This is a genomic window from Mycoplasma sp. 527 (assembly GCF_053851595.1).
In genome coordinates this window covers 1-20,889 of sequence record NZ_JBSQAY010000007.1, presented here as the reverse complement: position 1 = coordinate 20,889, position 20,889 = coordinate 1, and the positions used below count along the sequence as shown (strand labels likewise).

Annotated in this window: 31 protein-coding genes and 2 tRNA genes; 31 read left to right on the top strand and 2 right to left on the bottom strand. The window is 30.2% G+C overall.

The genetic code is table 4. The features are described 5' to 3' along the window. Positions 1-178: 178 nt before the first annotated feature. A complete protein-coding gene (locus tag ACWXVQ_RS03085) occupies positions 179-4,564 on the top strand; it encodes a hypothetical protein (protein ID WP_456013581.1) in 4,386 nt (1,461 codons plus the stop codon). Positions 4,565-4,716: 152 nt separating this feature from the next. On the opposite strand, the gene ACWXVQ_RS03080 is transcribed toward ACWXVQ_RS03085, so the two are convergent. Together ACWXVQ_RS03080 and ACWXVQ_RS03075 are read right to left on the bottom strand one after the other, a co-directional pair. After that, positions 4,717-4,791, bottom strand: a tRNA-Gln gene (locus tag ACWXVQ_RS03080). Between the two features lie 3 nt (positions 4,792-4,794). Further along, a tRNA-Tyr gene (locus ACWXVQ_RS03075) sits at positions 4,795-4,878 on the bottom strand. 261 nt (positions 4,879-5,139) lie between these two features. Here ACWXVQ_RS03075 and rpsJ point away from each other — a divergent pair. From rpsJ to rpmF, 30 genes are all read left to right on the top strand, one after another. Further along, the gene (rpsJ, locus tag ACWXVQ_RS03070) at positions 5,140-5,448 is read left to right on the top strand and encodes a 30S ribosomal protein S10 (protein WP_438340907.1); all 309 of its coding nucleotides are present in this window, start codon (positions 5,140-5,142) and stop codon (positions 5,446-5,448) included. A 72-nt stretch (positions 5,449-5,520) separates the two neighbouring features. Next, a complete protein-coding gene (rplC, locus tag ACWXVQ_RS03065; protein WP_455966486.1) occupies positions 5,521-6,309 on the top strand; it encodes a 50S ribosomal protein L3 in 789 nt (262 codons plus the stop codon). 2 nt (positions 6,310-6,311) lie between these two features. Further along, a complete protein-coding gene (gene rplD / locus ACWXVQ_RS03060) occupies positions 6,312-7,238 on the top strand; it encodes a 50S ribosomal protein L4 (RefSeq protein ID WP_438340905.1) in 927 nt (308 codons plus the stop codon). After that, entirely contained in the window at positions 7,238-7,702 is a 465-nt protein-coding gene (gene rplW, locus ACWXVQ_RS03055; protein WP_438340904.1) for a 50S ribosomal protein L23, read from the top strand. Before rplD ends, rplW begins: the two co-directional genes overlap by 1 nt. A 114-nt stretch (positions 7,703-7,816) precedes the next feature. Then, complete coding sequence (gene rplB / locus ACWXVQ_RS03050) at positions 7,817-8,665, top strand: 50S ribosomal protein L2 (protein ID WP_438340903.1); 849 nt, start codon at positions 7,817-7,819, stop codon at positions 8,663-8,665. Further along, positions 8,665-8,946: a 30S ribosomal protein S19 gene (gene rpsS, locus ACWXVQ_RS03045; protein ID WP_438340902.1), complete on the top strand. Its 282-nt coding sequence runs from the start codon at positions 8,665-8,667 to the stop codon at positions 8,944-8,946. The genes rplB and rpsS overlap by 1 nt, the downstream gene beginning before the upstream one ends. Before the next feature lies 1 nt (position 8,947). Further along, positions 8,948-9,316 carry a 50S ribosomal protein L22 gene (rplV, locus tag ACWXVQ_RS03040; RefSeq protein ID WP_438340901.1) on the top strand — a complete coding sequence of 123 codons (369 nt, stop codon included), beginning with the start codon at positions 8,948-8,950 and terminating at the stop codon, positions 9,314-9,316. A 1-nt stretch (position 9,317) separates the two neighbouring features. Further along, positions 9,318-10,061, top strand: coding sequence for a 30S ribosomal protein S3 (gene rpsC / locus ACWXVQ_RS03035; RefSeq protein ID WP_438340900.1), 744 nt, complete (start codon positions 9,318-9,320; stop codon positions 10,059-10,061). Beyond that, positions 10,039-10,476, top strand: a complete 438-nt coding sequence (rplP, locus tag ACWXVQ_RS03030) for a 50S ribosomal protein L16 (protein ID WP_444705167.1) — start codon at positions 10,039-10,041, stop codon at positions 10,474-10,476. Before rpsC ends, rplP begins: the two co-directional genes overlap by 23 nt. Then, on the top strand, positions 10,452-10,679 hold the full coding sequence (gene rpmC / locus ACWXVQ_RS03025; RefSeq protein WP_444705166.1) for a 50S ribosomal protein L29: 228 nt from the start codon (positions 10,452-10,454) through the stop codon (positions 10,677-10,679). Before rplP ends, rpmC begins: the two co-directional genes overlap by 25 nt. Continuing rightward, complete coding sequence (rpsQ, locus tag ACWXVQ_RS03020) at positions 10,679-10,960, top strand: 30S ribosomal protein S17 (protein ID WP_438340897.1); 282 nt, start codon at positions 10,679-10,681, stop codon at positions 10,958-10,960. Before rpmC ends, rpsQ begins: the two co-directional genes overlap by 1 nt. Next, positions 10,953-11,321, top strand: coding sequence for a 50S ribosomal protein L14 (gene rplN, locus ACWXVQ_RS03015; RefSeq protein ID WP_438340896.1), 369 nt, complete (start codon positions 10,953-10,955; stop codon positions 11,319-11,321). The genes rpsQ and rplN overlap by 8 nt, the downstream gene beginning before the upstream one ends. Next, the gene (gene rplX, locus ACWXVQ_RS03010) at positions 11,321-11,656 is read left to right on the top strand and encodes a 50S ribosomal protein L24 (RefSeq protein ID WP_456013579.1); all 336 of its coding nucleotides are present in this window, start codon (positions 11,321-11,323) and stop codon (positions 11,654-11,656) included. The genes rplN and rplX overlap by 1 nt, the downstream gene beginning before the upstream one ends. A gap of 21 nt (positions 11,657-11,677) precedes the next feature. After that, a complete protein-coding gene (gene rplE / locus ACWXVQ_RS03005; RefSeq protein WP_438340894.1) occupies positions 11,678-12,232 on the top strand; it encodes a 50S ribosomal protein L5 in 555 nt (184 codons plus the stop codon). Between the two features lie 11 nt (positions 12,233-12,243). After that, a complete protein-coding gene (locus tag ACWXVQ_RS03000) occupies positions 12,244-12,429 on the top strand; it encodes a type Z 30S ribosomal protein S14 (protein ID WP_004417000.1) in 186 nt (61 codons plus the stop codon). 2 nt (positions 12,430-12,431) lie between these two features. Then, on the top strand, positions 12,432-12,842 hold the full coding sequence (gene rpsH / locus ACWXVQ_RS02995) for a 30S ribosomal protein S8 (protein WP_438340893.1): 411 nt from the start codon (positions 12,432-12,434) through the stop codon (positions 12,840-12,842). Positions 12,843-12,870: 28 nt separating this feature from the next. Further along, on the top strand, positions 12,871-13,410 hold the full coding sequence (gene rplF / locus ACWXVQ_RS02990; protein ID WP_438340892.1) for a 50S ribosomal protein L6: 540 nt from the start codon (positions 12,871-12,873) through the stop codon (positions 13,408-13,410). A gap of 21 nt (positions 13,411-13,431) precedes the next feature. Beyond that, positions 13,432-13,779, top strand: a complete 348-nt coding sequence (gene rplR / locus ACWXVQ_RS02985) for a 50S ribosomal protein L18 (RefSeq protein WP_438340891.1) — start codon at positions 13,432-13,434, stop codon at positions 13,777-13,779. Further along, positions 13,779-14,414, top strand: coding sequence for a 30S ribosomal protein S5 (gene rpsE, locus ACWXVQ_RS02980; RefSeq protein WP_444705164.1), 636 nt, complete (start codon positions 13,779-13,781; stop codon positions 14,412-14,414). Before rplR ends, rpsE begins: the two co-directional genes overlap by 1 nt. A gap of 23 nt (positions 14,415-14,437) precedes the next feature. Next, positions 14,438-14,872 (top strand): 50S ribosomal protein L15, encoded by a 435-nt coding sequence (gene rplO / locus ACWXVQ_RS02975; RefSeq protein ID WP_438340889.1) that lies wholly within the window; start codon positions 14,438-14,440, stop codon positions 14,870-14,872. Then, positions 14,872-16,344 carry a preprotein translocase subunit SecY gene (gene secY / locus ACWXVQ_RS02970; protein WP_438340888.1) on the top strand — a complete coding sequence of 491 codons (1,473 nt, stop codon included), beginning with the start codon at positions 14,872-14,874 and terminating at the stop codon, positions 16,342-16,344. Before rplO ends, secY begins: the two co-directional genes overlap by 1 nt. After that, entirely contained in the window at positions 16,338-17,009 is a 672-nt protein-coding gene (locus tag ACWXVQ_RS02965) for an adenylate kinase (protein WP_438340887.1), read from the top strand. Before secY ends, ACWXVQ_RS02965 begins: the two co-directional genes overlap by 7 nt. Next, positions 17,003-17,755: a type I methionyl aminopeptidase gene (gene map, locus ACWXVQ_RS02960; protein ID WP_438340886.1), complete on the top strand. Its 753-nt coding sequence runs from the start codon at positions 17,003-17,005 to the stop codon at positions 17,753-17,755. The genes ACWXVQ_RS02965 and map overlap by 7 nt, the downstream gene beginning before the upstream one ends. Then, positions 17,755-17,991, top strand: a complete 237-nt coding sequence (gene infA, locus ACWXVQ_RS02955; RefSeq protein ID WP_438340885.1) for a translation initiation factor IF-1 — start codon at positions 17,755-17,757, stop codon at positions 17,989-17,991. Before map ends, infA begins: the two co-directional genes overlap by 1 nt. Before the next feature lie 14 nt (positions 17,992-18,005). Further along, positions 18,006-18,119, top strand: a complete 114-nt coding sequence (rpmJ, locus tag ACWXVQ_RS02950) for a 50S ribosomal protein L36 (protein WP_438340884.1) — start codon at positions 18,006-18,008, stop codon at positions 18,117-18,119. 5 nt (positions 18,120-18,124) lie between these two features. After that, positions 18,125-18,493, top strand: coding sequence for a 30S ribosomal protein S13 (rpsM, locus tag ACWXVQ_RS02945; protein ID WP_438340883.1), 369 nt, complete (start codon positions 18,125-18,127; stop codon positions 18,491-18,493). A gap of 2 nt (positions 18,494-18,495) precedes the next feature. Continuing rightward, positions 18,496-18,873: a 30S ribosomal protein S11 gene (gene rpsK, locus ACWXVQ_RS02940; protein ID WP_438340882.1), complete on the top strand. Its 378-nt coding sequence runs from the start codon at positions 18,496-18,498 to the stop codon at positions 18,871-18,873. A 33-nt stretch (positions 18,874-18,906) separates the two neighbouring features. Further along, positions 18,907-19,968, top strand: coding sequence for a DNA-directed RNA polymerase subunit alpha (locus ACWXVQ_RS02935; RefSeq protein WP_456013578.1), 1,062 nt, complete (start codon positions 18,907-18,909; stop codon positions 19,966-19,968). Continuing rightward, positions 19,968-20,333, top strand: a complete 366-nt coding sequence (gene rplQ, locus ACWXVQ_RS02930) for a 50S ribosomal protein L17 (protein ID WP_438340880.1) — start codon at positions 19,968-19,970, stop codon at positions 20,331-20,333. Before ACWXVQ_RS02935 ends, rplQ begins: the two co-directional genes overlap by 1 nt. 16 nt (positions 20,334-20,349) lie before the next feature. Next, positions 20,350-20,547, top strand: coding sequence for a 50S ribosomal protein L32 (rpmF, locus tag ACWXVQ_RS02925; RefSeq protein ID WP_438340879.1), 198 nt, complete (start codon positions 20,350-20,352; stop codon positions 20,545-20,547). Positions 20,548-20,889 lie beyond the last annotated feature (342 nt).

The window sequence follows — 20,889 nt, the reverse complement described above, 5'->3', positions numbered from 1 at the left end:
CTTTCAATAAACAACTGCCTTCTTGATAGTAAAATCACTAGAAAAAGCTAAAAAGCGCCCTGTTTTAGACGATATTCGTTCATATATATATATATATATATATAATTTGAGATTATTAGTATGCTAAAAACTAATAAATAGAATCAATTAATAAAAATGTTTAGGGCGGTATTTAATAATGAGAAGAAGTAAGGGTACATTAGCATTGTGTTTAGGATTGTCAACAGGGCTGGTGGTCACAGGTATTTCAGCATTTATCTATGCACGTTATAACAAGAATAAATCAATTGCACAAAAAACGGAAGATATATCTAAATATAACATAATTATTTCGCAAAAACAAAAGCAGTTAAAAGAAGCTAAAAAAGCATTGCTATATATTAAAAAAGAACAAAAAAATTCTAAAAATAAGTTTGCAGAAATAATGAAAAATATCGAGAATCTTGAAGCAAAAAATAGTGAGTCTAGGATTAAGTTAGAAGAAATCAAAAATGAACAAATAAAGCTAGAAGCGGAATTTGCGAGTTTAATAAAAGCATATGATGAAGCTAAAAAGGAATTAGAAATAGCAAAACAAGAACATAAAAAAAATCAATCAAATTTTGATTTTGCAAATAAGATTTTTATTGAAAAATCAGAAAAATTGTTATCAAAAACTAGCGAATTAGAAAAAGCTAAAAAAATATTGGCTGATGCTAAAACAGATAATGAATATGCCAAAAAATCAATTTCAAATATCGAAAGTGATATTAATAAAAAAAGTATGGAATTGAGCAACAAGCAACAAGCTAAAGATAAAATATCGCATGATCTTGAAGTAGCTAAACAAAAAGAAAAACAGGCATCAGAATTACTTAAACAAGCAGAACAAGATTTTGATCTAAAAAATAATGCCTTGCAAACATTAAAGAACGAGTTAGAAGGTTTAAAAAAACAACAAAATTCAGCAGAAGCTAGCTATAGCCAAGCTAAGAAAAAAATGGATTTTTTAAATGCCGAAGTTATAGAAAAAGAAAAACTCTTAGATCAAGCTAAAGAACAATTACAATTAAAAAGTGAAGATGTTAATTTAAAACAACAAGCTCTTGATATTGCAACCATAGAATTAAATGAGGCAAGTGCCATAAAAGAAGAGGCTTCAAATAAATTAAAAAAGGTACAACAAGCATTACAACAAAGTAGTGATAATTTAGTACAAAAATCTCGCGAGGTAGATCTAGCATTAAGAGCTGTTGAAGAAGCCAAAAAAGAAAAAAATAATGCTCAAACTAAACTAAATAAAACCAAAGAAACACTAGAAGAAAAAGAAAATGATTTAAAAGCTAAAAATGAAGCTAAGCAACAAAAACTTGAAGAAAAACAAGATGCTGAATTACAAAAGAAAAAATTATCTGATGCTTATGATGATTCTATTTTAAAAGAAGCCGAATTGCAAAGAGAACTAGAATCAAAAAAAGATGAATTGAAATTATTATCAGAACAACATACTGAATTAAGTAATAAAACTAAAAAAGTTGAACAAGAAATTCAAAATATATCAAATGAAATAGCATCATTAACACAAAGGCTTGAAGATGCAAAAAAAGTTTTAGAAACAAAGCAACAAAAACTAAAAGAATTAGAAAATGCTTTGCCCAATGCGAATAGGGAATTAGGACAAGCTAGAAATAAAGAAACAGAAGCAATAAAAAACCAAAAAGAAGCTGATCAAAAATTGCAAAATGCGCAAAATGATTTGCAAACAAAGAATAGCGAAAAAGCGGTTGCTGAATCTGAATTACAAAAAGCTAAAGATAAAGAAAAAGAAACAAAAACTGAATTAGATAATAAGAATAGCGAGTTAGCTTCGAAACAAGAAATTAAAAATAAGGCAAATGTTGAAAAGCAAGAAGCAGAAGGAAAACAATCTCAAATTGAACAGAAAATCTCAAGTCTTGAAGAAGATTTTGCCAAAAAGAGTGAGAAGGAACAAAATACTGCAAGAGATTATCAGCAAGCCGAGGAAGCATTTCAACAAGCGCAACAAACATTATTAGAGGAACAAAGAAAAAGTGATGAACTTAGAGAAAAAACAGAAAAAGCAACAGAAGAAAAAGATAAAAATAATACTGAATTAAGACAATTAAGAAGTGAAAAAGAGAAAATAGATCAGCAACTTAAAAAAAATCAAGAAGACTTAGAAAGACAAAACCAGAAATTAAACGAAAAAAGGGATAAATTGTCTAATTTAGAAGGTGAAGTTTCATTAATTAAGCAAGTAATAGACGAAAAAAAAGAAGAAATTGTTGAAGAAAGCAAAAACTACTATAGCCCTCTCATCGGTGATTATTATAGTTATGAAGAGCTAGAAAAAATCGTAAAACTCTTTCAAATTTATAACTTTGACGATAGTGATTTTATCTGACTGTATGATCTTGCTAGAAGAGAATATGATGATATAAAAGGAAAATATCCAGATATTTTTGAGTTTGCCCAACCTTATTTAGATGAATGAAGAAATCTTGGTCAATCCACGGCTGAAGCAACCGCAGAAGATTGGGTAGAAATATATAAAGGAGTTTCAAAATTGTTTGTTGAAATTCATAAAAAGCAAGATGAGGTGGCTAAAAAACAAAAAGAAATTGAAACAACTAAACAAGAACTTGCGCAAAATCAACAAGACATTGATAGAATAAATCATGAAAATAAACAATTAAATCAAAGGCTTGCCAACTCTAAATTTGACGAAAAAATAATTGCCAAACAAAGCGAATTTGATGATGCAAATAAAAAATATGATGAACTTAATAAACAATATGCGGCAACATTTAAAACAATCGATGCAGCTAATAAGAAATTAAAGGCTAAGGAAGAAGTTAAGAATAATTTAATGTCGCAAAAAGATCAAGCTATCTCCGAAAAAGCAATGGCTGAGCAAAAACTTGCGGAAGCTAAAAAGCAATTAGAAACTGCCAAGCAAGAAGTTGCAAATAAAGATAAACTATTGCAAAAAGCAAATCAAGATTTTTCACATACTGAAGAAGTAAAAAATATCGCTGAAATGAAGTATAATCAAGCACAATCTGATTTGTTAAAAAAACAAAAACTCTTAGAAACCAAGGTTAGCGAAGTAGAAACTGCCACGCAAAATGAAACTAGATTGCAACAAGAAAAAAAAGAAGCTGATCTAAAATTAGAACAAACTCAAAAAGATGTTCAAACCAAGAATACTGAATTGCAAACCAAGCAAGAACAGCTAAAAATAGCGCAACAAGAATTCGAAGCAGCAAAACTCGCAGAGCAAGAAGCACAAAAATCTTTAGATAATGCTAATGAAAAAAAGAACAATAAACTTGCCAAAGAAAATGAATTGCAATCGCAAACACAAAGTAAATTAAAAGAAAAAACTAATAAAGAAGAAGAAATTAAAAATGCCGAATCTAATCTTAGCCAATTACAAAAACAAAAAGAAATAAATAATAGCAATTTAGAAGCCCAAACACAAAAAATAAATGAGTTAACTAGTGATCTAAATCGCTTAACAAATGAAGTAGAAAAAGTCAAACAAGAACTAGATGAAGCAAAAAATAGCAATGATCAAGCAATGGCTGAATATGAAGAAAAACTTGCAAATGAATCATTAAAAATAGAAGAATTAGACCAAAAGAAAAAGCTAAAACAAGAAGTTGAAAATCAAAATCAAAATGATCTCAGAAATAAAGAAGAAACTCAAAAAATACTAGAAGGCGCTAACAAGGAATTTATATCAAAACAAGAAATTAAGGATCAAAAAACAAAAGATTTAGAAGAGTCTAAAAAAATAGAAAAAAGCGTGCAACAAGCAGAAGCAAAGGCACAACAGGATTTAGATGTTTCATTAGAAGAGCAAGATAAGGCTTATGAATTGTTTGAATATGCTAAGGTAGAATTAAATAATAAAAATAAAGAAGTACAATGAAAACAAGAAGCTTATAATAATCAAGAAAAACTATTTATTGATGCTAAAGAAAAGAAAAATAATGCTAGCAAAAACTTAAAAAACGCAAAGCAAAAGGTTGCAGAGGATAGTAATAATTTAAACACTAAGATTGTTGAAATTGAAGAAGTTGAAAAATTACTAAATGAATTAGAAACAAATAAGAAACAAGTATTGCAAAGACTTGAATTAGCAAATAAGAACGTAGTTGAAAAAACAAAATTATTTAGTTCTATTGAAAATGAAAAAAATCTAGTTCTACAACAAAAGCATGCTTCAGAATTTGCTAAATTAGGTCTCGAAAAGCAACTTAATAAATCTGAGAAAAATCTTGAATCTAATAAACAAATTTTTTCAAATAAAAATGAAGAATTAAAGAAGAATAAGCATAAACTTCAAGAAATAATAAGCCAAGCTAATGATATTAGTGAGGAAATTAGTGATATCAATAATATCATTCAAAAAGAGTTGAAAAATAAAGAAAATGTAGGCCAAACTCTAAGCACTACAAATAAAGAACTTGCCAAGAAAAAGAAAGAAATTTCAGATTTAATAGACGAGATAAATAAATTAAAGCAAATATTATCTAATCTTAGTGAATCTAAATAAAAACAAATAATAAGAATTATAATATGTTGTTACAAAAAAAGCTTTTACCCATATAAAGAGGTTTGAGCTTTTTGTTTTGTTTAAATAAAAAAACTCAAGTTAAAATACTCGAGTTTACTAGTCATGTTTGATTAAATAATCAACTAATGATATGGCTGCCCTTGTTAGATTCGAACTAACGGATGGCGGTACCAAAAACCGCTGCCTTTCCACTTGGCTAAAGGGCAAAATGGTGGAGGGGGAGGGATTCGAACCCCCGAACCGTAAGGAAGTGGGTTACAGCCACCCGCGTTTGGCCGCTTCGCTACCCCTCCAATTTACATTAGCAAGTTAAATTATATTATAAAAAAAATTATTTGTTAAAAAATAAAAAATAAATTCATTATCTTGTTGCCCAGTTTCTAGTGTTTTATATAAAAAAAGTTTAAAAAAATTACAAAAAAAATGTTTTTGGTATAATAAATTAGCAACTATGCAAAGAAGCATAAGGTTACGATATACCGAGCTTAGTTGTTCATCTTGGTTATCGAGAACTTATGCGGAGTGCTTCATATAATGAAGAAGGAGAACAAACAATGGCAAAATTAGAAATTAAAATCAAAGCCTTTGAAGCTAGTTTAGTAGATGATGCTGCTAAAAAGGTTATACTTCTAGCGAAAGCTGAGAAGGCTATGGTAAGTGGTCCAATTCCTCTACCTACAAGAAAAGAAATTGTTACCATTTTAAGATCTGTTCATGTTAACAAAAAATCTCGTGAACAATTCGAAAGCAGAACTCATAAACGTCTAATTGTTTTGTCAAATGTTAGCGAAACACTAATTGATAAAGCAAAAAGACTTGAATTGCCTGCTGGTGTTCAAATTAGCGTTAAATCTGTAGCATAATACAGATATTATTTTTTTTAAAATATATACGTATATGTGGCACCGATTTTTTAAAAAAATGAAAGGATAAAAATGAAAGGAATCTTAGGAAGAAAAGTTGGAATGACTCAACTATTCACTAGCGAAGGTAAGTTAATACCTGTAACTATTGTTGAAGTTAAACCAAATGTTGTTACCAAAATTTTAACCGAAGAAAAAAACGGTTATATTGCAACACAACTTAGTTTAGAAGATAAGAAAAAATCTCAAATTAAGAAACCTGAAGTAAATTATTTCAAGCAAGCAAATACAACACCTAAGCGATTCGTAAAAGAAATCCGTAATATGGCCGGATTTAACTTAGGTGAAACATTAGATGCCTCAATTTTTGAAGGCGGAGATGTGGTTGATGTTACGGCTATTTCAAAAGGAAAAGGTTTTGCCGGAACCATTAAGAGATGAAACCAACATATTGGTCCTAAATCACATGGTGGTGGTGGTGGTTCGCAACCTATAAGACAAACCGGTTCTATTGGTGATATATCTGGTAATAGAGTTTGAAAAGGTATGACAATGCCTGGTCACCTTGGAGCTGAACAAGTTACAATTCAAAATTTAGAAATTGTAAAAACTGAAGCAGAAAATAACTTATTAATTATTAAAGGCAGTGTTCCTGGAGCAAAAGGCGCTTTGTTAGTTATTAAAAATGCTAAGAAATCAGTTCAAAAGAAAGCTGAAATTAAATTAGTTAATTTAAAAGAAACATTAGCAAAGAATGAAATTTTTGAACAAGCTAAGAAATATAATCTTGAATTAAATATGGATATGTCATTAAACGAAATGAAGAAAGCTCTTGAAGAAGCTACAGAAGGGGATAAATAATTATGTCTACAATTGTTGATAAATACTATATCTCAGAAAAGTTTGATAAAGACCGAAACATATCATTTAATTTCAAAAAAGCAAAAGAAAAAGTTTCAGGAAATTTTGCTGAATTTATTGATGCTGTTAATGAATTCATTAATGTTAGCGAAAAATCTAAGAATAGTACTAGAGTATGATTTCACCGTAATGGAGCATATAGTGGTAGTGTTGATGTAGAAAAGGCTAGAATTATTGCTAACAGAGTTATTGAAGCTAAAGTTGAAAGCAAGGATGCTATCGAGTTTATTGAAAAAGAAAATTTAGTTGATAAACCAGCATCACCAGCTAAAAAAATGGAAGAAAGTGATTTTGAATTGCCAAAGAGTGTGTTTGGATTAGAAAAGATACATACTCAATCAGTTTTTGACGCTATTTTGGTAGAAAGAGGCTCAAAACGTCTGGCTACTCATAAGGTTAAATCACGTGGTGAAGTTAGTGGAACAGGCAAAAAACCATGACCACAAAAACATACAGGTAATGCTCGTGCTGGGTCATTAAGAAGTCCAATCTTTGTTGGTGGCGGTAGAGCATTTGGACCAACAACCGAAAGAAATTACAATCTTAAAATTAATAAAAAAGCTAGAAAAAATGCTTTATTCTCAGCATTAACAATGCTAGCAAATGCAAATTCTGTTTTAGTTAGAGAATACGAACTAGAAAGTATTTCAACTAGAGCCTTATTAGTTGAATTGAATAAGGATAATCTAATTGGATTAAACAATATTCTAATAGTTTCTTCAAATGAAACCATTTATAAATCCGCTAAAAATTTACCAAATGTTAATGTAAACAAGGTTACATCATTGTCAATCGAATCATTAGTAGCTGCTGATGTTTTAGTGATTAGCAAGGAAGATGTTAAGTTCTTAGAAGGGATGGCAAAATAATGAATATTAATCATGTTATTAAATATCCAGTTTTAACTGAAAAATCAGAAATTGCTAGATCTAATCAAAATGTCTATACATTTGTTGTTGACAGAAGAACAAACAAAATTGAAGTTAAAAAAGCTGTTGAATTTATCTTTGATGTTAAAGTTGAAAAAGTTAATATCATTAATTATGATAAAAAACCAGCTAAATTAGGTAGATTTGCAGGGTTTAAAAATGCCGTTAAGAAGGCTGTTGTGTTTTTAGACAAAGATTCAAAGATTGTTTTATTTGCTGAAGAAGCTAAAGAAGCGAAGAAGGCAAAAGAAACTGAAATGAAGTCTGAAAATGTCGAAACAGTTAAACAAATATCAGAAGCCGAACTAAAAGCAGCAGAAAAAATTAAAAGAGCTGCAGAAGCAAAAACGCAAAAGTCTGAAGAAAAAGCAGAAGAAATTAAGCAAGAAACAGAATCAAAATAATTAATCTCGATAAAACAAAAACTATAAGATTAATTTTTAAAAATAATAATTTAGATTCTTAAAAGATAAATATTATACAAACAAATATTTTTAAGAAATGGAGAAAAGAAGACAATGGCTATTAAAAAATTTAAAGCTTATACAAATGGTCGTCGTAATATGTCTTCTCTTGACTATCAAGCAAATTTAACTGGACATAAACCAGAAAAATCATTGCTTGTGGCACTTCCAACACATTCCGGAAGAAATAATCAAGGTAAAATTACAACTCGTCACCACGGTGGCAGATTAAAAAGATTTTATCGTATTATTGACTTCAAAAGATATAACAAGGATGGAATTGAGGCTATTGTTAAAACAATCGAATATGATCCAAACAGATCAGCCAATATTTCTTTAATTGTTTATCGTGATGGAGAAAAGAGATATATTATCAGTCCAAAAAATATTAAGGTTGGACAAAAAGTTATTTCAGGAGAACATGTAGATATACAAATAGGAAATAACTTACCACTTGGAAATATTCCAGAAGGTACATTTGTTCACAATATCGAATTACAACCTAAACAAGGTGGAATTATTGCTCGTTCTGCTGGTAGTTCAGCGCAAATTTTAGGTAAGGATGAATCAGGAAAATACGTTATCTTAAGACTAAAATCTGGCGAAGTGAGAAAAGTTCTAGGTGTATGCCGCGCTACAATCGGTGAAGTTGGAAATGAAGAACACTCATTAGTTAATATCGGTAAAGCTGGTAGAAATAGATTGAGAGGAATTAGACCTACAGTTAGAGGTTCAGCCATGAACCCTAATGATCACCCACATGGTGGTGGTGAAGGTAAACAACCTATTGGTAGAAAATCACCAATGACTCCATGAGGTAAAAAAGCTCTGGGTGTTAAAACTAGAGCAACTAAAAAATCATCTAACCAATTTATTATTAGAAGAAGAAAGGAAAGTAAATAATGTCTCGTTCATTAAAGAAAGCACCCTTTGTTGATGATCACTTAATGAAAAAAGTGGTTGCTATTATTGAAAATAAAGCACCAAAGCGTCCAATCAAAACCTGATCAAGACGTTCAACAATTTATCCTGAATTTATTGGTTTAACATTTCAAGTTCACAATGGTCATGCATTTCTTGATGTCTTTGTAACAAATGATATGGTCGGCCACAAATTAGGTGAATTCGCACCAACAAGAACATTTAATGGTCACGGTGCTGATAAGGCTAAAGGAAAGAAATAATATGGCACAAATAGTTAAGGCATCAGTTAAAATGCAAAGAATTAGTGCGAGAAAAGCTAGATTAGTAGCAGATTTAATTCGCTATAAATCAGCTACACAAGCATTAATCATTTTGCAAACAACATACAAAAAGGCTTCAGAAATTATTCTTAAACTTTTAAATTCAGCGATTGCTAATGCGACAAATAATTTTGGTTTAGATGCTACTAAATTAGTAGTTTCAAAGATTTTAGTAAATGAAGGTCCTACATTAAAAAGATTTCAACCTCACTCACGTGGCAGAGCATACCCAATTTTAAAAAGAACTAGTCACTTTTATGTTGAATTAATGGAATTAAATACAGACGAACTAAATAAGGAGGCAAAATAATATGGGTCAAAAAGTTAATCCAAATGGTTTTCGTTTTGGTATAACAAAACCGCATAATACTGTTTGATATTCAGACAAGCAAGATTTTGCTAAGTTCTTATTAGAAGATCAAAAAATTTATGATTTCTTTGATAAAAAGGTTCGTGAATATTTAATTGGCAATGTTCAAATTAAGAGAAACCAAAACAGTAATATTATTGTTTATGTATATACAGCTAAACCAGCTGCCTTATTAGGAACAAATGGTGATAATATTAAAGCTATAACATTAGCTCTTAAAAAAGAACTAAGAAATAAAAAAATTAATATTACTATTGATGTAATAGAACTAAAAAATCCCGACTTAAATGCAAGGCTATTAGCAGAAGGCATTGCTGTTAAATTAGAAAATCGGGGAAGCTTCAGATTAGCACAAAAATTTGCTATCAAAAGTGCTATGAAAGCAGGAGCTAAAGGTATTAAAACCTCTGTATCTGGCCGTTTAAATGGTGTTGATATGGCTAGAACGGAAGGATATACCGAAGGTGAAATGAAATTGCATACTTTAAGACAAGATGTAGATTATGCTGTTGCTAAGGCTAAAACAACATATGGTATCTTGGGCATTAAGGTTTGAGTTTCATTAGGTGAAATTTTAGAAAACGGAAAAGCACAAGTTAGTGCTTTGGAATCAAATAAAACTGAAAGAAGACCGAGAGTTATTAGAAAGGGCGGTGAAAAACATGCTTCAACCAAAGAGAACTAAACATAGAAAAATGTTTCGTATCCGCCATGATAAAACTAAAGCACATCGTAATAACACAGTTTCATTTGGTGAGTTTGGTTTAAAATCAACCTCATCAGCATGAATCAGTGCAAGACAAATTGAAGCAGCTCGTATCGCTATTACTCGTCGTATGGGTCGTGAAGGTAAGGTTATTATCAAGATATTTCCACATATGTCAAAAACATCTAAACCTATTGGGGTTCGTATGGGATCTGGTAAAGGTAGTCCTGATCAATGATTTGCAGTTGTTAAAGAAGGAACAGTGATGTTTGAAGTTATGGGAAACCAAACTGATACTATGAAAGACGCTTTAAGATTAGGCGGTCACAAGTTGCCTGTTACCTGAAAAATTGTTTCTAGAGATGCTACATGTCAATCGGAAGGAGAAAAATAATTATGTCATATACTGAATTAAAGAAAAAAACAGTTGAAGAACTAAAAACTTTATTAGCAGAATTAAGAGCAGAATTATTTTCTCTACACTTCAAAAATGCGACTCGTCAATTAGACCAAACCCACAAGATTAATTTAGTTAAAAAAGATATTGCTAGAACCTTGACTGCTATAAATGCCAAAAAGGAAGAAGGAGATAAATAATGGAACAAGTTAGAGAAAATCATCGTAAGAAGCTTGTTGGAACTGTAATTAGTACTAAGAATGAAAAAACTATTACTGTTATGGTTGAAACATATGCAAAACACCCATTATACTCAAAGCGTTTCAAAGTATCTAAGAAATTTGCTGTCCATGATGAAAAAAATGAAGCAAAAATTGGTGATGTTGTTGAAATACAAGAAACAAGACCACTTTCAAAAACTAAACACTTTAGATTAGTTGAGATTAAATCACACGCTATCGGAGGAAACGAAAATGCTTAGTGAATTTTCGAGATGTAATGTAGCCGATAATTCTGGCGCCAAAGAAGTAATGATTATTAAGAACCTTGGTGGTTCGGTTGTAAGAAGCACAAATATTGGTGACATTGTTGTTGTTACTGTTAAAAAGGCAATCCCTAATGGTGTGGTTAAAGAAGGTCAAGTTTTAAAAGCAGTTATTGTTAGAACAAAAAGAGGCATCGCAAGAGAAAATGGTTCATACATTAGATTTGATGATAATGCTGTTGTTTTAATTAAAGAAGATGGTACTATGAGAGGTACTCGGGTATTTGGTCCTGTAGCGAGAGAACTTCGTGAAAAAGGATATTTAAAAATAATTTCATTAGCTCCGGAGGTTTTATAATGTCTCAAGCTAAAATTAGAAAAAATGATATTGTTTTAGTTATTTCAGGAAAAGAAAAAGGTAGATTTGCATCAGTTTTATCAACAAATGTCAAGAAACAAACCGTTGTTCTAAAAGAAATTAACATGAAAACCAAACACCATAAACCTTCACAAGAAAATACTGAAGGAAAAATTGAAAAGAGAGAATTTCCTATTCATATTTCCAATGTAGCATACCTAGCAAAAAAAGGTGCGCAAGGCCAAAAGTCAATTGGAACAAAAATAGGATTTAAAGTTGATGCTAAGACCGGTAAAAAACAAAGAGTTATGAAAAAAGTTAATAAGGTTATATAAGTAAATAAGGAGAAATAGAAAATGGCTAAATTAGAATTAGAAAAAAAATATTTAGAGCAAGTTCGCCCTGAATTAGTTAAAGAATTTGGTTACTCATCAATTATGCAAGCTCCGCGTTTACAAAAAATTGTTATTAATATGACAGCCGGAAATGAAGTATCAAACTCAAAAGCTATTGAAGAGGTTATGGTTGAATTAAGCCAAATAACTGGACAAAAACCATATCAAACAGTGGCAAAAAAATCATTGGCATCTTGAAAATTGCGTGAAGGTATGCCAATGGGTGGAAAAGTAACATTAAGACGTGAAAGAATGTGATCATTTTTAACTAAATTAATTAATATTGCTTTACCTCGTGTACGTGACTTTAATGGTACAAGCTTAAAAAGTTTTGATGGTCGTGGTAACTACGCGATTGGTATTAAAGAAGAAATTATTTTCCCAGAAATTTCATTTGATAAAATTCGTAAGTTAAAAGGTATGGATATTATTCTTGTAACCAGTGCAAATTCAGATAAAGAAGCATTTGCATTATTAAAGAAACTTGGAATTCCATTTGCAAAAGGTACTAATTAAGGAGAATTTGTATGGCAAGAAAAGCGTTAATGATTAAAGCTGAACGTGAACCAAAATTTTCAGTTAGAAAATACACACGTTGTCAAATTTGTGGTCGTGTTCATGCAGTGTTACGTAAATATAAAATTTGTAGAATTTGTTTTAGAGAATTAGCACACGAAGGAAAGATTCCTGGCGTAAAGAAAGCGAGTTGATAATTATGGCTATTATTACAGACCCAATAGCAGATATGTTTGTTAGAATTAAAAATTCTATTTCAAGAAAGTATCATGAAGTTCTAGTTCCTCACTCGACTAAAAAAGAAAAAATCTTAGAAATTTTTACAAGAGAAGGTTATATTACTTCATATGAAATCATTACCTCACCAAAAGGTTTTAAAGAAATTAAAATTACTTTAAAATACAAAGGAATGAATCAAAATCTATCTGCAATTACAGATATTAAAAGAGTTTCTAAACCAGGTTTAAAAGTATATTCATCAGCTGACAAATTACCTCGTGTTTTAAGTGGATATGGTACAGCAATTATCTCAACATCAAAAGGTCTATTAACTGATAAAGAAGCAAGAAAAGCCAACTTAGGTGGCGAAGTTATTGCCTTTATTTGATAGAACTTACTTAGATTTAAGGATTTAAACTATGTCAAGAATTGGAAAAAGAGTTTTATCTATTCCTCAAGGTGTTGAAATAAATTTATCAAAAAACCATATTGTTATTAAAGGTAATTTAGGCCAATTAGAATATACATTTTCACCATTAATTTCTGTTATTATTGAAAATAATGAAATTAAAACTTTAAGAGCTAATGAAGAAAAAACTACAAAGCAATTGCATGGTACAACAAACGCTATTATTAGTAATATGTTAATCGGAGTTTCAAAAGGTTATAAAAAAGAAATCGAAATTAAGGGTGTTGGTTACAAAGCAACACTTAAGGGAAATGAAATCGAAATAATTGCCGGATATTCGCACAGTGTAGTTAAGGCAATTCCATCAAATCTAAAAATTGAGGTACCAAAACCAACTAATATTATAATTTCTGGTATTGATAAACAAGCTGTTGGAGAATTTGCTGCAAATATAAGAGATATTAGACGTCCAAGCCCATATTCAGGTAAGGGAATTATGTACAAAGATGAAGTTATTAGACGTAAGGAAGGAAAAACTGCTGCTAAGTAGTTAAAAAATAGGTAAAAAATTATGTTATCAAGAAATGAAAGACGTAAAGTTAAACATTTAAAAATTACTAATAAATTAGCAAAAGGTACTTCACAAAGACCACGTGTTGTTGTATTTAAATCATTACATAACTTTTATGCGCAAGCAGTCAATGATGAAACACATACAACATTAGCTTCATTTTCAACTAGACAATTATCTGAAAAAGGGAATAATATTGAGGCAGTAAAAATGGTAGCAAAGCAATTTGCTCTAAAACTAAAAGAAGTAAATGTTTCTGAAATCGTTTTTGATCGTTCAGGCTATATTTATCATGGTAAATTAGCAGCATTTGCAGACACATTAAGAGAAGAAGGGATTAAGTTCTAATGGCTGAAGAATTAAAGAAAGAAAATACTGAAGTAGCTAAGGAAACTAAGGTAGTTTCACCTATTAAAAAACCAGAAATAAAAGAAAATAATAAAGCAACTACTGAACGAAAAGCTTTTGCTCCCAAGAAACAATTTAGTGCAACTCCTGCAGCTAAGATTTTTGAAGAAAAAGTTATTGATATTGCCAGAGTTACAACCGTTGTTAAAGGTGGAAGAAGATTTTCATTTTCAGCATATGTTGTTGTCGGCGATAAAAAAGGTAAAGTTGGATTTGGACACGGAAAAGCAAATGAAGTTCAAGATGCTATTAAAAAAGCAGTTAAAGATGCACAAAAAAATGTATTCAACGTTCCTATAGTTAACGGAACCATTCCACACGAAATAAAAGAAAAATTCCTAGCTTCAAAAGTACAACTACGTCCTGCTCCTAAAGGTGCTGGTATTATTGCTTCTAATACAGTGCGTGCCGTTGTGGAATTAGCTGGTTATACCGATATTTCTACAAAAACATATGGTTCAAGAACAAAACACAATATTGTTCATGCCACAGTTAATGCACTTAAGAAGATTAAAACAGTTGAAGAAATTGCTAAACTACGTGACATTGATGTAAAGCATTTATTAGCTAAATAATATAATATTAAGGAGTGTTATTTATGAAATTACATACATTAAAAGCAACACCTGGCGCTCGTAAAGAAAAACATCGTGTCGGACGTGGTCATGCTGCCGGTAAAGGGAAACAAGCTGGTAGAGGGCAAAGTGGACAAACAAAAAGAAGTACAGTTAGACTAGGTTTTGAAGGTGGACAATTACCACTATTCAGAAGAATTCCTAAACGTGGTTTTAATAATGTAAATCATGTTGAATTCCAAATTGTTAATATTTCTTCGCTAGAAGAAAAATATGCAAATAATGAAGTTGTTTCTTATGAAACATTGATAGCAAAAAACCTTATCAAGGGAGTATTGCCGGTTAAAATTTTAGGAAGAGGAACACTAACTAAAAAGTTGACTGTTTCAATTCCGTCTCTTTCACAATCAGCTAAAGAAGCTATTGAAAAAGCTGGAGGAAAAATCGAGGTTCAATAATGGCTAAAAGATCTAAAGTAGAAAAGGAAATATATAACAAAAGACTCGAGCGCAAATTAGCGATTGATAAATTTTTTGCTAAAAAAAGAAACTCGTGATCAGAATGATGAAAAAATCATGGTCTTTTTAAGAAGATCTTATTTACTCTTTTTGTTATTTCACTTTTCTTAATAGCTGGTACTATTACTTTACCAGGTGTTGAATTAGCACATCAAGACAGATTGAATCAAGGTGATTTCTTTGGTATCTTAAACTTGGTAGGTGGCGGTGGATTACGTAGATTCTCCATAGTCGCCTTGGGGATTGGACCTTTTATTTCTTCATCGCTAGTAATGATGATTTTGCAAACAAAAGCATTCCCGGCGGTTCATCGTTTAAGTCAATCAGGTCCATTGGGTAGAATAAAAATTAATTTTATAACTTATACTGTTACATTGTTCTTTGCAATATTTCAAGCAATATTGATTACAAGAGCATTAGTAAATCCACAGACTGATAATTTTGGTATAAGATTTTCTGATAGTTTAGTTAAGTCTCTTGGCGAAAAAGGAACATTTGCTTATCAATGAGTGATTCTTCCTTTATTGTTAGTAGCCGGATCATTCTTTTCTTTATTTTTATCAGAACAAATAACAAATAAAGGTGTTGGGAATGGAACGAGCTTAATTATCTTTGTCGGAATTGCTAGCTCACTAGTTCCAACCTTCAGACATGCTTTTGAATACTATATGCCATCAGTAAAAAATAATAATTCGGTTGTTTTAAAGGAAACACTAAACTTTATTGTTTATTTACTGGCGTATTTATTAGTAATTTTTGTTGTAATATTATTTACTCTTGCTGAAAGAAAAATTCCAATTCAACAGGTTGGGGCAGGATTATCTAAAACGGAAAAAGAATTAAGTTATCTACCTATCAAAGCAAACCCAGCAGGAATTATGTCAGTAATTTTTTCAATGATGGTTCTTTCTGTTCCTACATTGATTGCAGGGTTATTTGATCCTAATACAAGTAGATATTATCAATGAGTTTATTCAAATCTTCAACTAACACAACCATTAGGATTCTTCTTATTTGTTATCATAACATTTGGATTAACTATTTTAATGGGAATACAACAATCTAAAATTGATAAGATTAGTGAGGATTTTGCAAAAAGCAGTACGTTTATTCCTGGAATTAGACCGGGTGAACAAACTGAAAATTATTTATTAAATACTGTGTTAAGATTATCATTCTTTTCTGCTGGGTATTTAATAATATTGGGGGCATTGCAATTTATTCAACAAATGTTTGGAATGCCTGCACCAATAGCGTTTGGTGGAACATCAATAATGATTCTAGTTTCAACAGCAACAGAAACCGTTCAACAAATTCAAGCAAGATATAAATCACAGGAACTTGCGCGAAGAAGACGAATGATTAAAGAATTAAAAGAAGTATATGGAGAAGACGAAGATTTAATATGATAGAAAGATGTCAAATTAAGAAGCCTAATTTGATTTTTATAGGTGCACCAGGTGCTGGCAAGGGTTCTCTTTCTAAGCTATTAGTTGAAAATTTTGGGTATTTTCAACTTTCAACTGGTGATATGTTTCGCCAAGAAATTAAAAATAAAACAGAATTAGGGCTAAAAATTAAAAACATATTAGAATCAGGAAAATATGTTGATGATAATATAACTAATCAGCTAGTTGAAAATAAACTAACTAGCTTAGTTAATGAGAAAATACCTTTTATTCTTGATGGTTTTCCAAGAACGATTGATCAAGCTGAGTTTTTAGATACACTTGAAAAAAAAGGGATTTATATTGACCAAGTTATTTTATTAAATATTACCGATGAACAAATTATTGAACGTTTATCGAAGCGTAGAATTTGTCCTTCATGTAAAACAATTTATCACCTAGAATCATTCCCACCAGCTAATGATAAATTCTGTAAACATTGTAAAACAGAAGTTGTCAAAAGAGCTGATGATGAAGAAGAAGTAGTATTAAAACGTCTTGCGATATATAACGATCAAACAAAATGTTTAATAGATTTTTATAAAAAAAAGAATATAGTTTCAGAAGTAAATAGCTATCAATCATTAAAAAAAGTGTTTGATGACGTTAAAGAGGCCTTGAAATGATAAAAATTAAGAATCAAATCGAAATTCAAAAAATTAAAAAGGCCTGCGCAATCTTGGCAGAAGTCAAAAAAATTCTTTGAGACTTTATAAGACCAGGCGTTTCTTTAAAAGAAATTGATAGCGTCGCTTTTAAAGAAATTAAGAAAAGAGGAGGAAAACCAGCTTTTTTAGATATGTATGGTTTTCCTGCAACTTGTTGTATTTCAGTTAATGAAGAATTAATTCATGGTATCCCTTCTGATTATGTTGTTAAGGATGGAGATATTGTAAAAATTGATACCGGGGTAGTATGGGAAGGATATTATTCTGATTCTGCCTTTACAAAAGGTGTTGGCAATATTACACAAAAAGATAAGGAATTAATTCAAGTTGCAAAAGACGCTTTTTATGCAGGATTTAATGCAATTAAAGTAGGTAAACGCTTTGGTGATATATCTGCTGCAATCGGAAATTATATTCGTCAAAAAGGCTATTATACACCTGATGAATTTTGCGGCCATGGTATAGGTAAAAGTTTGCATGAAGATCCGCTTATAAATAATGACGGTATTCCAAATACAGGTGATTTTATTAAAAACGGTATGGTTATCTGTATTGAACCAATGATTTTACAAAAGTCAAAAAAAACATTAATTAAAGAAGATAATTGAACTGTTATTGATCCATTAGGTTTTAATACTTCGCACTACGAGCAAACAGTATTAATTGATAATGGTGAAGCATATATATTATCAGGAGACAACATTTAATGGGAAAAAACAAGAAAGATAAAAAAGAAGAAGTTATTAAAATGACTGGTAAAGTTACCAAGATGCATTCAACAAAAAATTATGATGTTTTGTTAGAAAATAATCTTGAAATTAAGGCTTATATTTCAGGAAAAATGTCTCTACATAACATTAAACTTATTCCCGGTGATATGGTTGATGTTGAAATCAGTCCTTTTGATTGAACGTTAGGCAGAATAGTTTTTCGCCATAAATAAAACTAAGGAGAATTATGAAAGTTAGAGCATCGATTAAAAGCATTTGCAAAGACTGTAAAATAATTAAAAGACACGGCGTTAATAGAGTAATTTGCATTAACCCAAAACATAAACAAAGACAAGGATAAAAAAAATGGCTAGAGTTTTAAATATAGAAATTCCAAATAATAAAAAAGTTCGTATTTCTCTAACATATATTTTTGGTATAGGTCCAACAATTGCTAAGCAAATCTTAGCTGCCGCAAATGTTGACGGAGAAAAAAGAGTTAAAGAATTAAGTGAAGAAGAATTAACACGCATTAGAGATGAAGCTAAACAATATACTACTGAAGGTGATTTAAAGAGAGAAATTAATCTAAATATTAAAAGATTAATGGAAATTAAATCATATCGTGGTATTAGACATAGAAAAGGATTGCCAGTAAGAGGCCAATCAACTAAGAAAAATGCAAGAACAAGAAAAGGCCCAAGAAAAACGATTGCTGGAAAGAAAGGTAAATAATAATGGCTAAGAAAAACAAAAAAGTTGTTACGCAAGGTATTGCGCATATTCACTCAACATACCAAAATACAATTGTTTCTTTTTCAGATTTAAAGGGAAATGTTTTTGCATGATCTTCTTCGGGGGCAATTGGATATAAAGGTACGAAGAAGAAAACTCCATATGCTGCTGGCCTAGCCGCAGCTGCTGCTGTTGAAAAAGCCAAAGAATTTGGTTTAAAGGAAGTGTCGATTATGGTTAAGGGTGTTGGTCCTGGAAAATCAACAGCTCGCAAGCAAATTGAAACAAGTGGTTTTACAATTAAGGATGTTAAGGATGTTACTCCTACTCCTCACAATGGTACTCGTCCTCCAAAGAAAATTCTTAAAAGAGAAAAATAATTTAGATTTACAAGGATAACATAGGGGGATATTATGGAAAAAATTCAAAAAATTACTTATAAAGAATTAGTCGCTGAAAAAGTAAATGATTTTAATACAACATTTGTAATCGAACCATTATCGCGTGGTTATGCAAATACAATGGGGACTACTTTAAGAAGAACCTTACTTTCTTCTATTACATCAGTTGCTCCATTTGCGATTAAAATCAATAATGTCGAACATGAATTTCAAACAATTAGTGGTTTACAAGAAGATGCGATAACATTAGTTAGAAATATAAGAAGCATCCGTTTTGTTTACAATGAAGAAATGTTTGAAAAAGATAACTTAGCAAAAATATCATTTAAGGCCAATAAGGAAGGCGAAATCTATGCTTATGATATTCCTGAGGTTAGTGGCCTAGAAATAGTAAATAAAGATCAATATATTGCTAATATAGCCAAAGGTGGCTCATTAGAATTTGAATTATTTTTAAGAAAAGGTCGCGGTTTTGTTGATTTTGAAGAAAATAAGAATGTAATTAGTCAATATGGTTCAAGATTAGAATCAAATATTAAAAATGGTCAATTTTTAGCAATGGATAGTGATTTTAGTCCTGTTAAAAAATGTGCAATCTCTTTTGAGGAATTAAATAGTTCATCTAAATTAGTTGAAGAAAGATTAAAAATTAAGCTAGAAACCGATTGCACGATTGCAGCAAAAGATGCGATGGAACAGGCTGCTAAGATTATTGTTGCTCATTTTCAAATCATTGGTAATATTGATGCTTTGGAATCGATAGAATTATTCGAAGAAAATAAAGATAAAAAAGATAAGGAAATTAAGTCATCTGTATCAATCAGTAAACTTGGCTTATCAGTAAGATCAGAAAATGCTTTAAAAAGAGCAAAATTCACCACTATTGAAGAAGTATTAAATTTAACTGATGAAGAATTGGCAAATATTAAAAACCTAGGTAAAAAATCAATTCAAGATATTATTGATAAAAGAAATGATTGAAAAAATAGAATTGGCAATGATGCTGATTTCGAAAGCGACACCACGATAGATTCACTAGAACAACTTAAAAAATCAGATGAGGGAGAAGAATAATGGCTAACCCAAAACAACTATTTCGTAGAAATACTGAATGATGAAACCATGTAGAAAGATCGTTAGTTACCGATTTATTGGTAAACGGTCAAGTTAAAACCACTCTTGAAAGAGCTAAAAGAATTAGATCAAATGCAGAAAAGATGATTACACTCGGAAAGAAAAATACCCTTTCAACCAGAAGACAAGCAGCTAAATTTTTAAGACTTATTCCTTCAAAAGTTGAAAACAAAGATTCGTTACAATATTTATTTGATGTTCTAGCATCAAAATACGCCCAAAGAAATGGCGGATATACAAGAATAATTAAAATTAATAACCGTGCTGGCGATAATGCTAAAATGGCAATTATTAAATTAGTATAAAAATAGGAGATAAATTATGGCTATAGTTCCAAAAAGAAAAACCTCAAAGCAAAGAAAAAATTTAAGAAGAAGTCATCATGCATTAAGTCCTATTACGTTAGTAGAATGCAAGCATTGCAAACAATCAATTATTCCTCACCAAGCATGTAGATATTGTGGATTTTATAAGGAAGAAAAAGTTCTTAAAAATGTTATTAATGATAAAATTAAATAATTTTAGAAACACCAAGTTGTTGACTTGGTGTTTTATATTTAATAAGTTATAATTGACTTTTTTAGTAAAAGATATTATCTATATTAGATTATATTTTTTTATTAATAATTTCAAAAATAAAAAAATTTTATATATAATATATAAGCTTTCTATTTTTGCTTGATTAGTTTTTAATTAAACTAATTTAGTAATATCTAAGATTTTTTAAAAAAAATAAAAAAATATTATTAAAAAAAATAAAAAGCGTATAATAGTAATTGTAGCTTTTTTGCTAACAAATATTAAGATAGTTCTTTGAAAACTGGATACGAATACCATAACGTCAATTTTAATTTTTTAAAA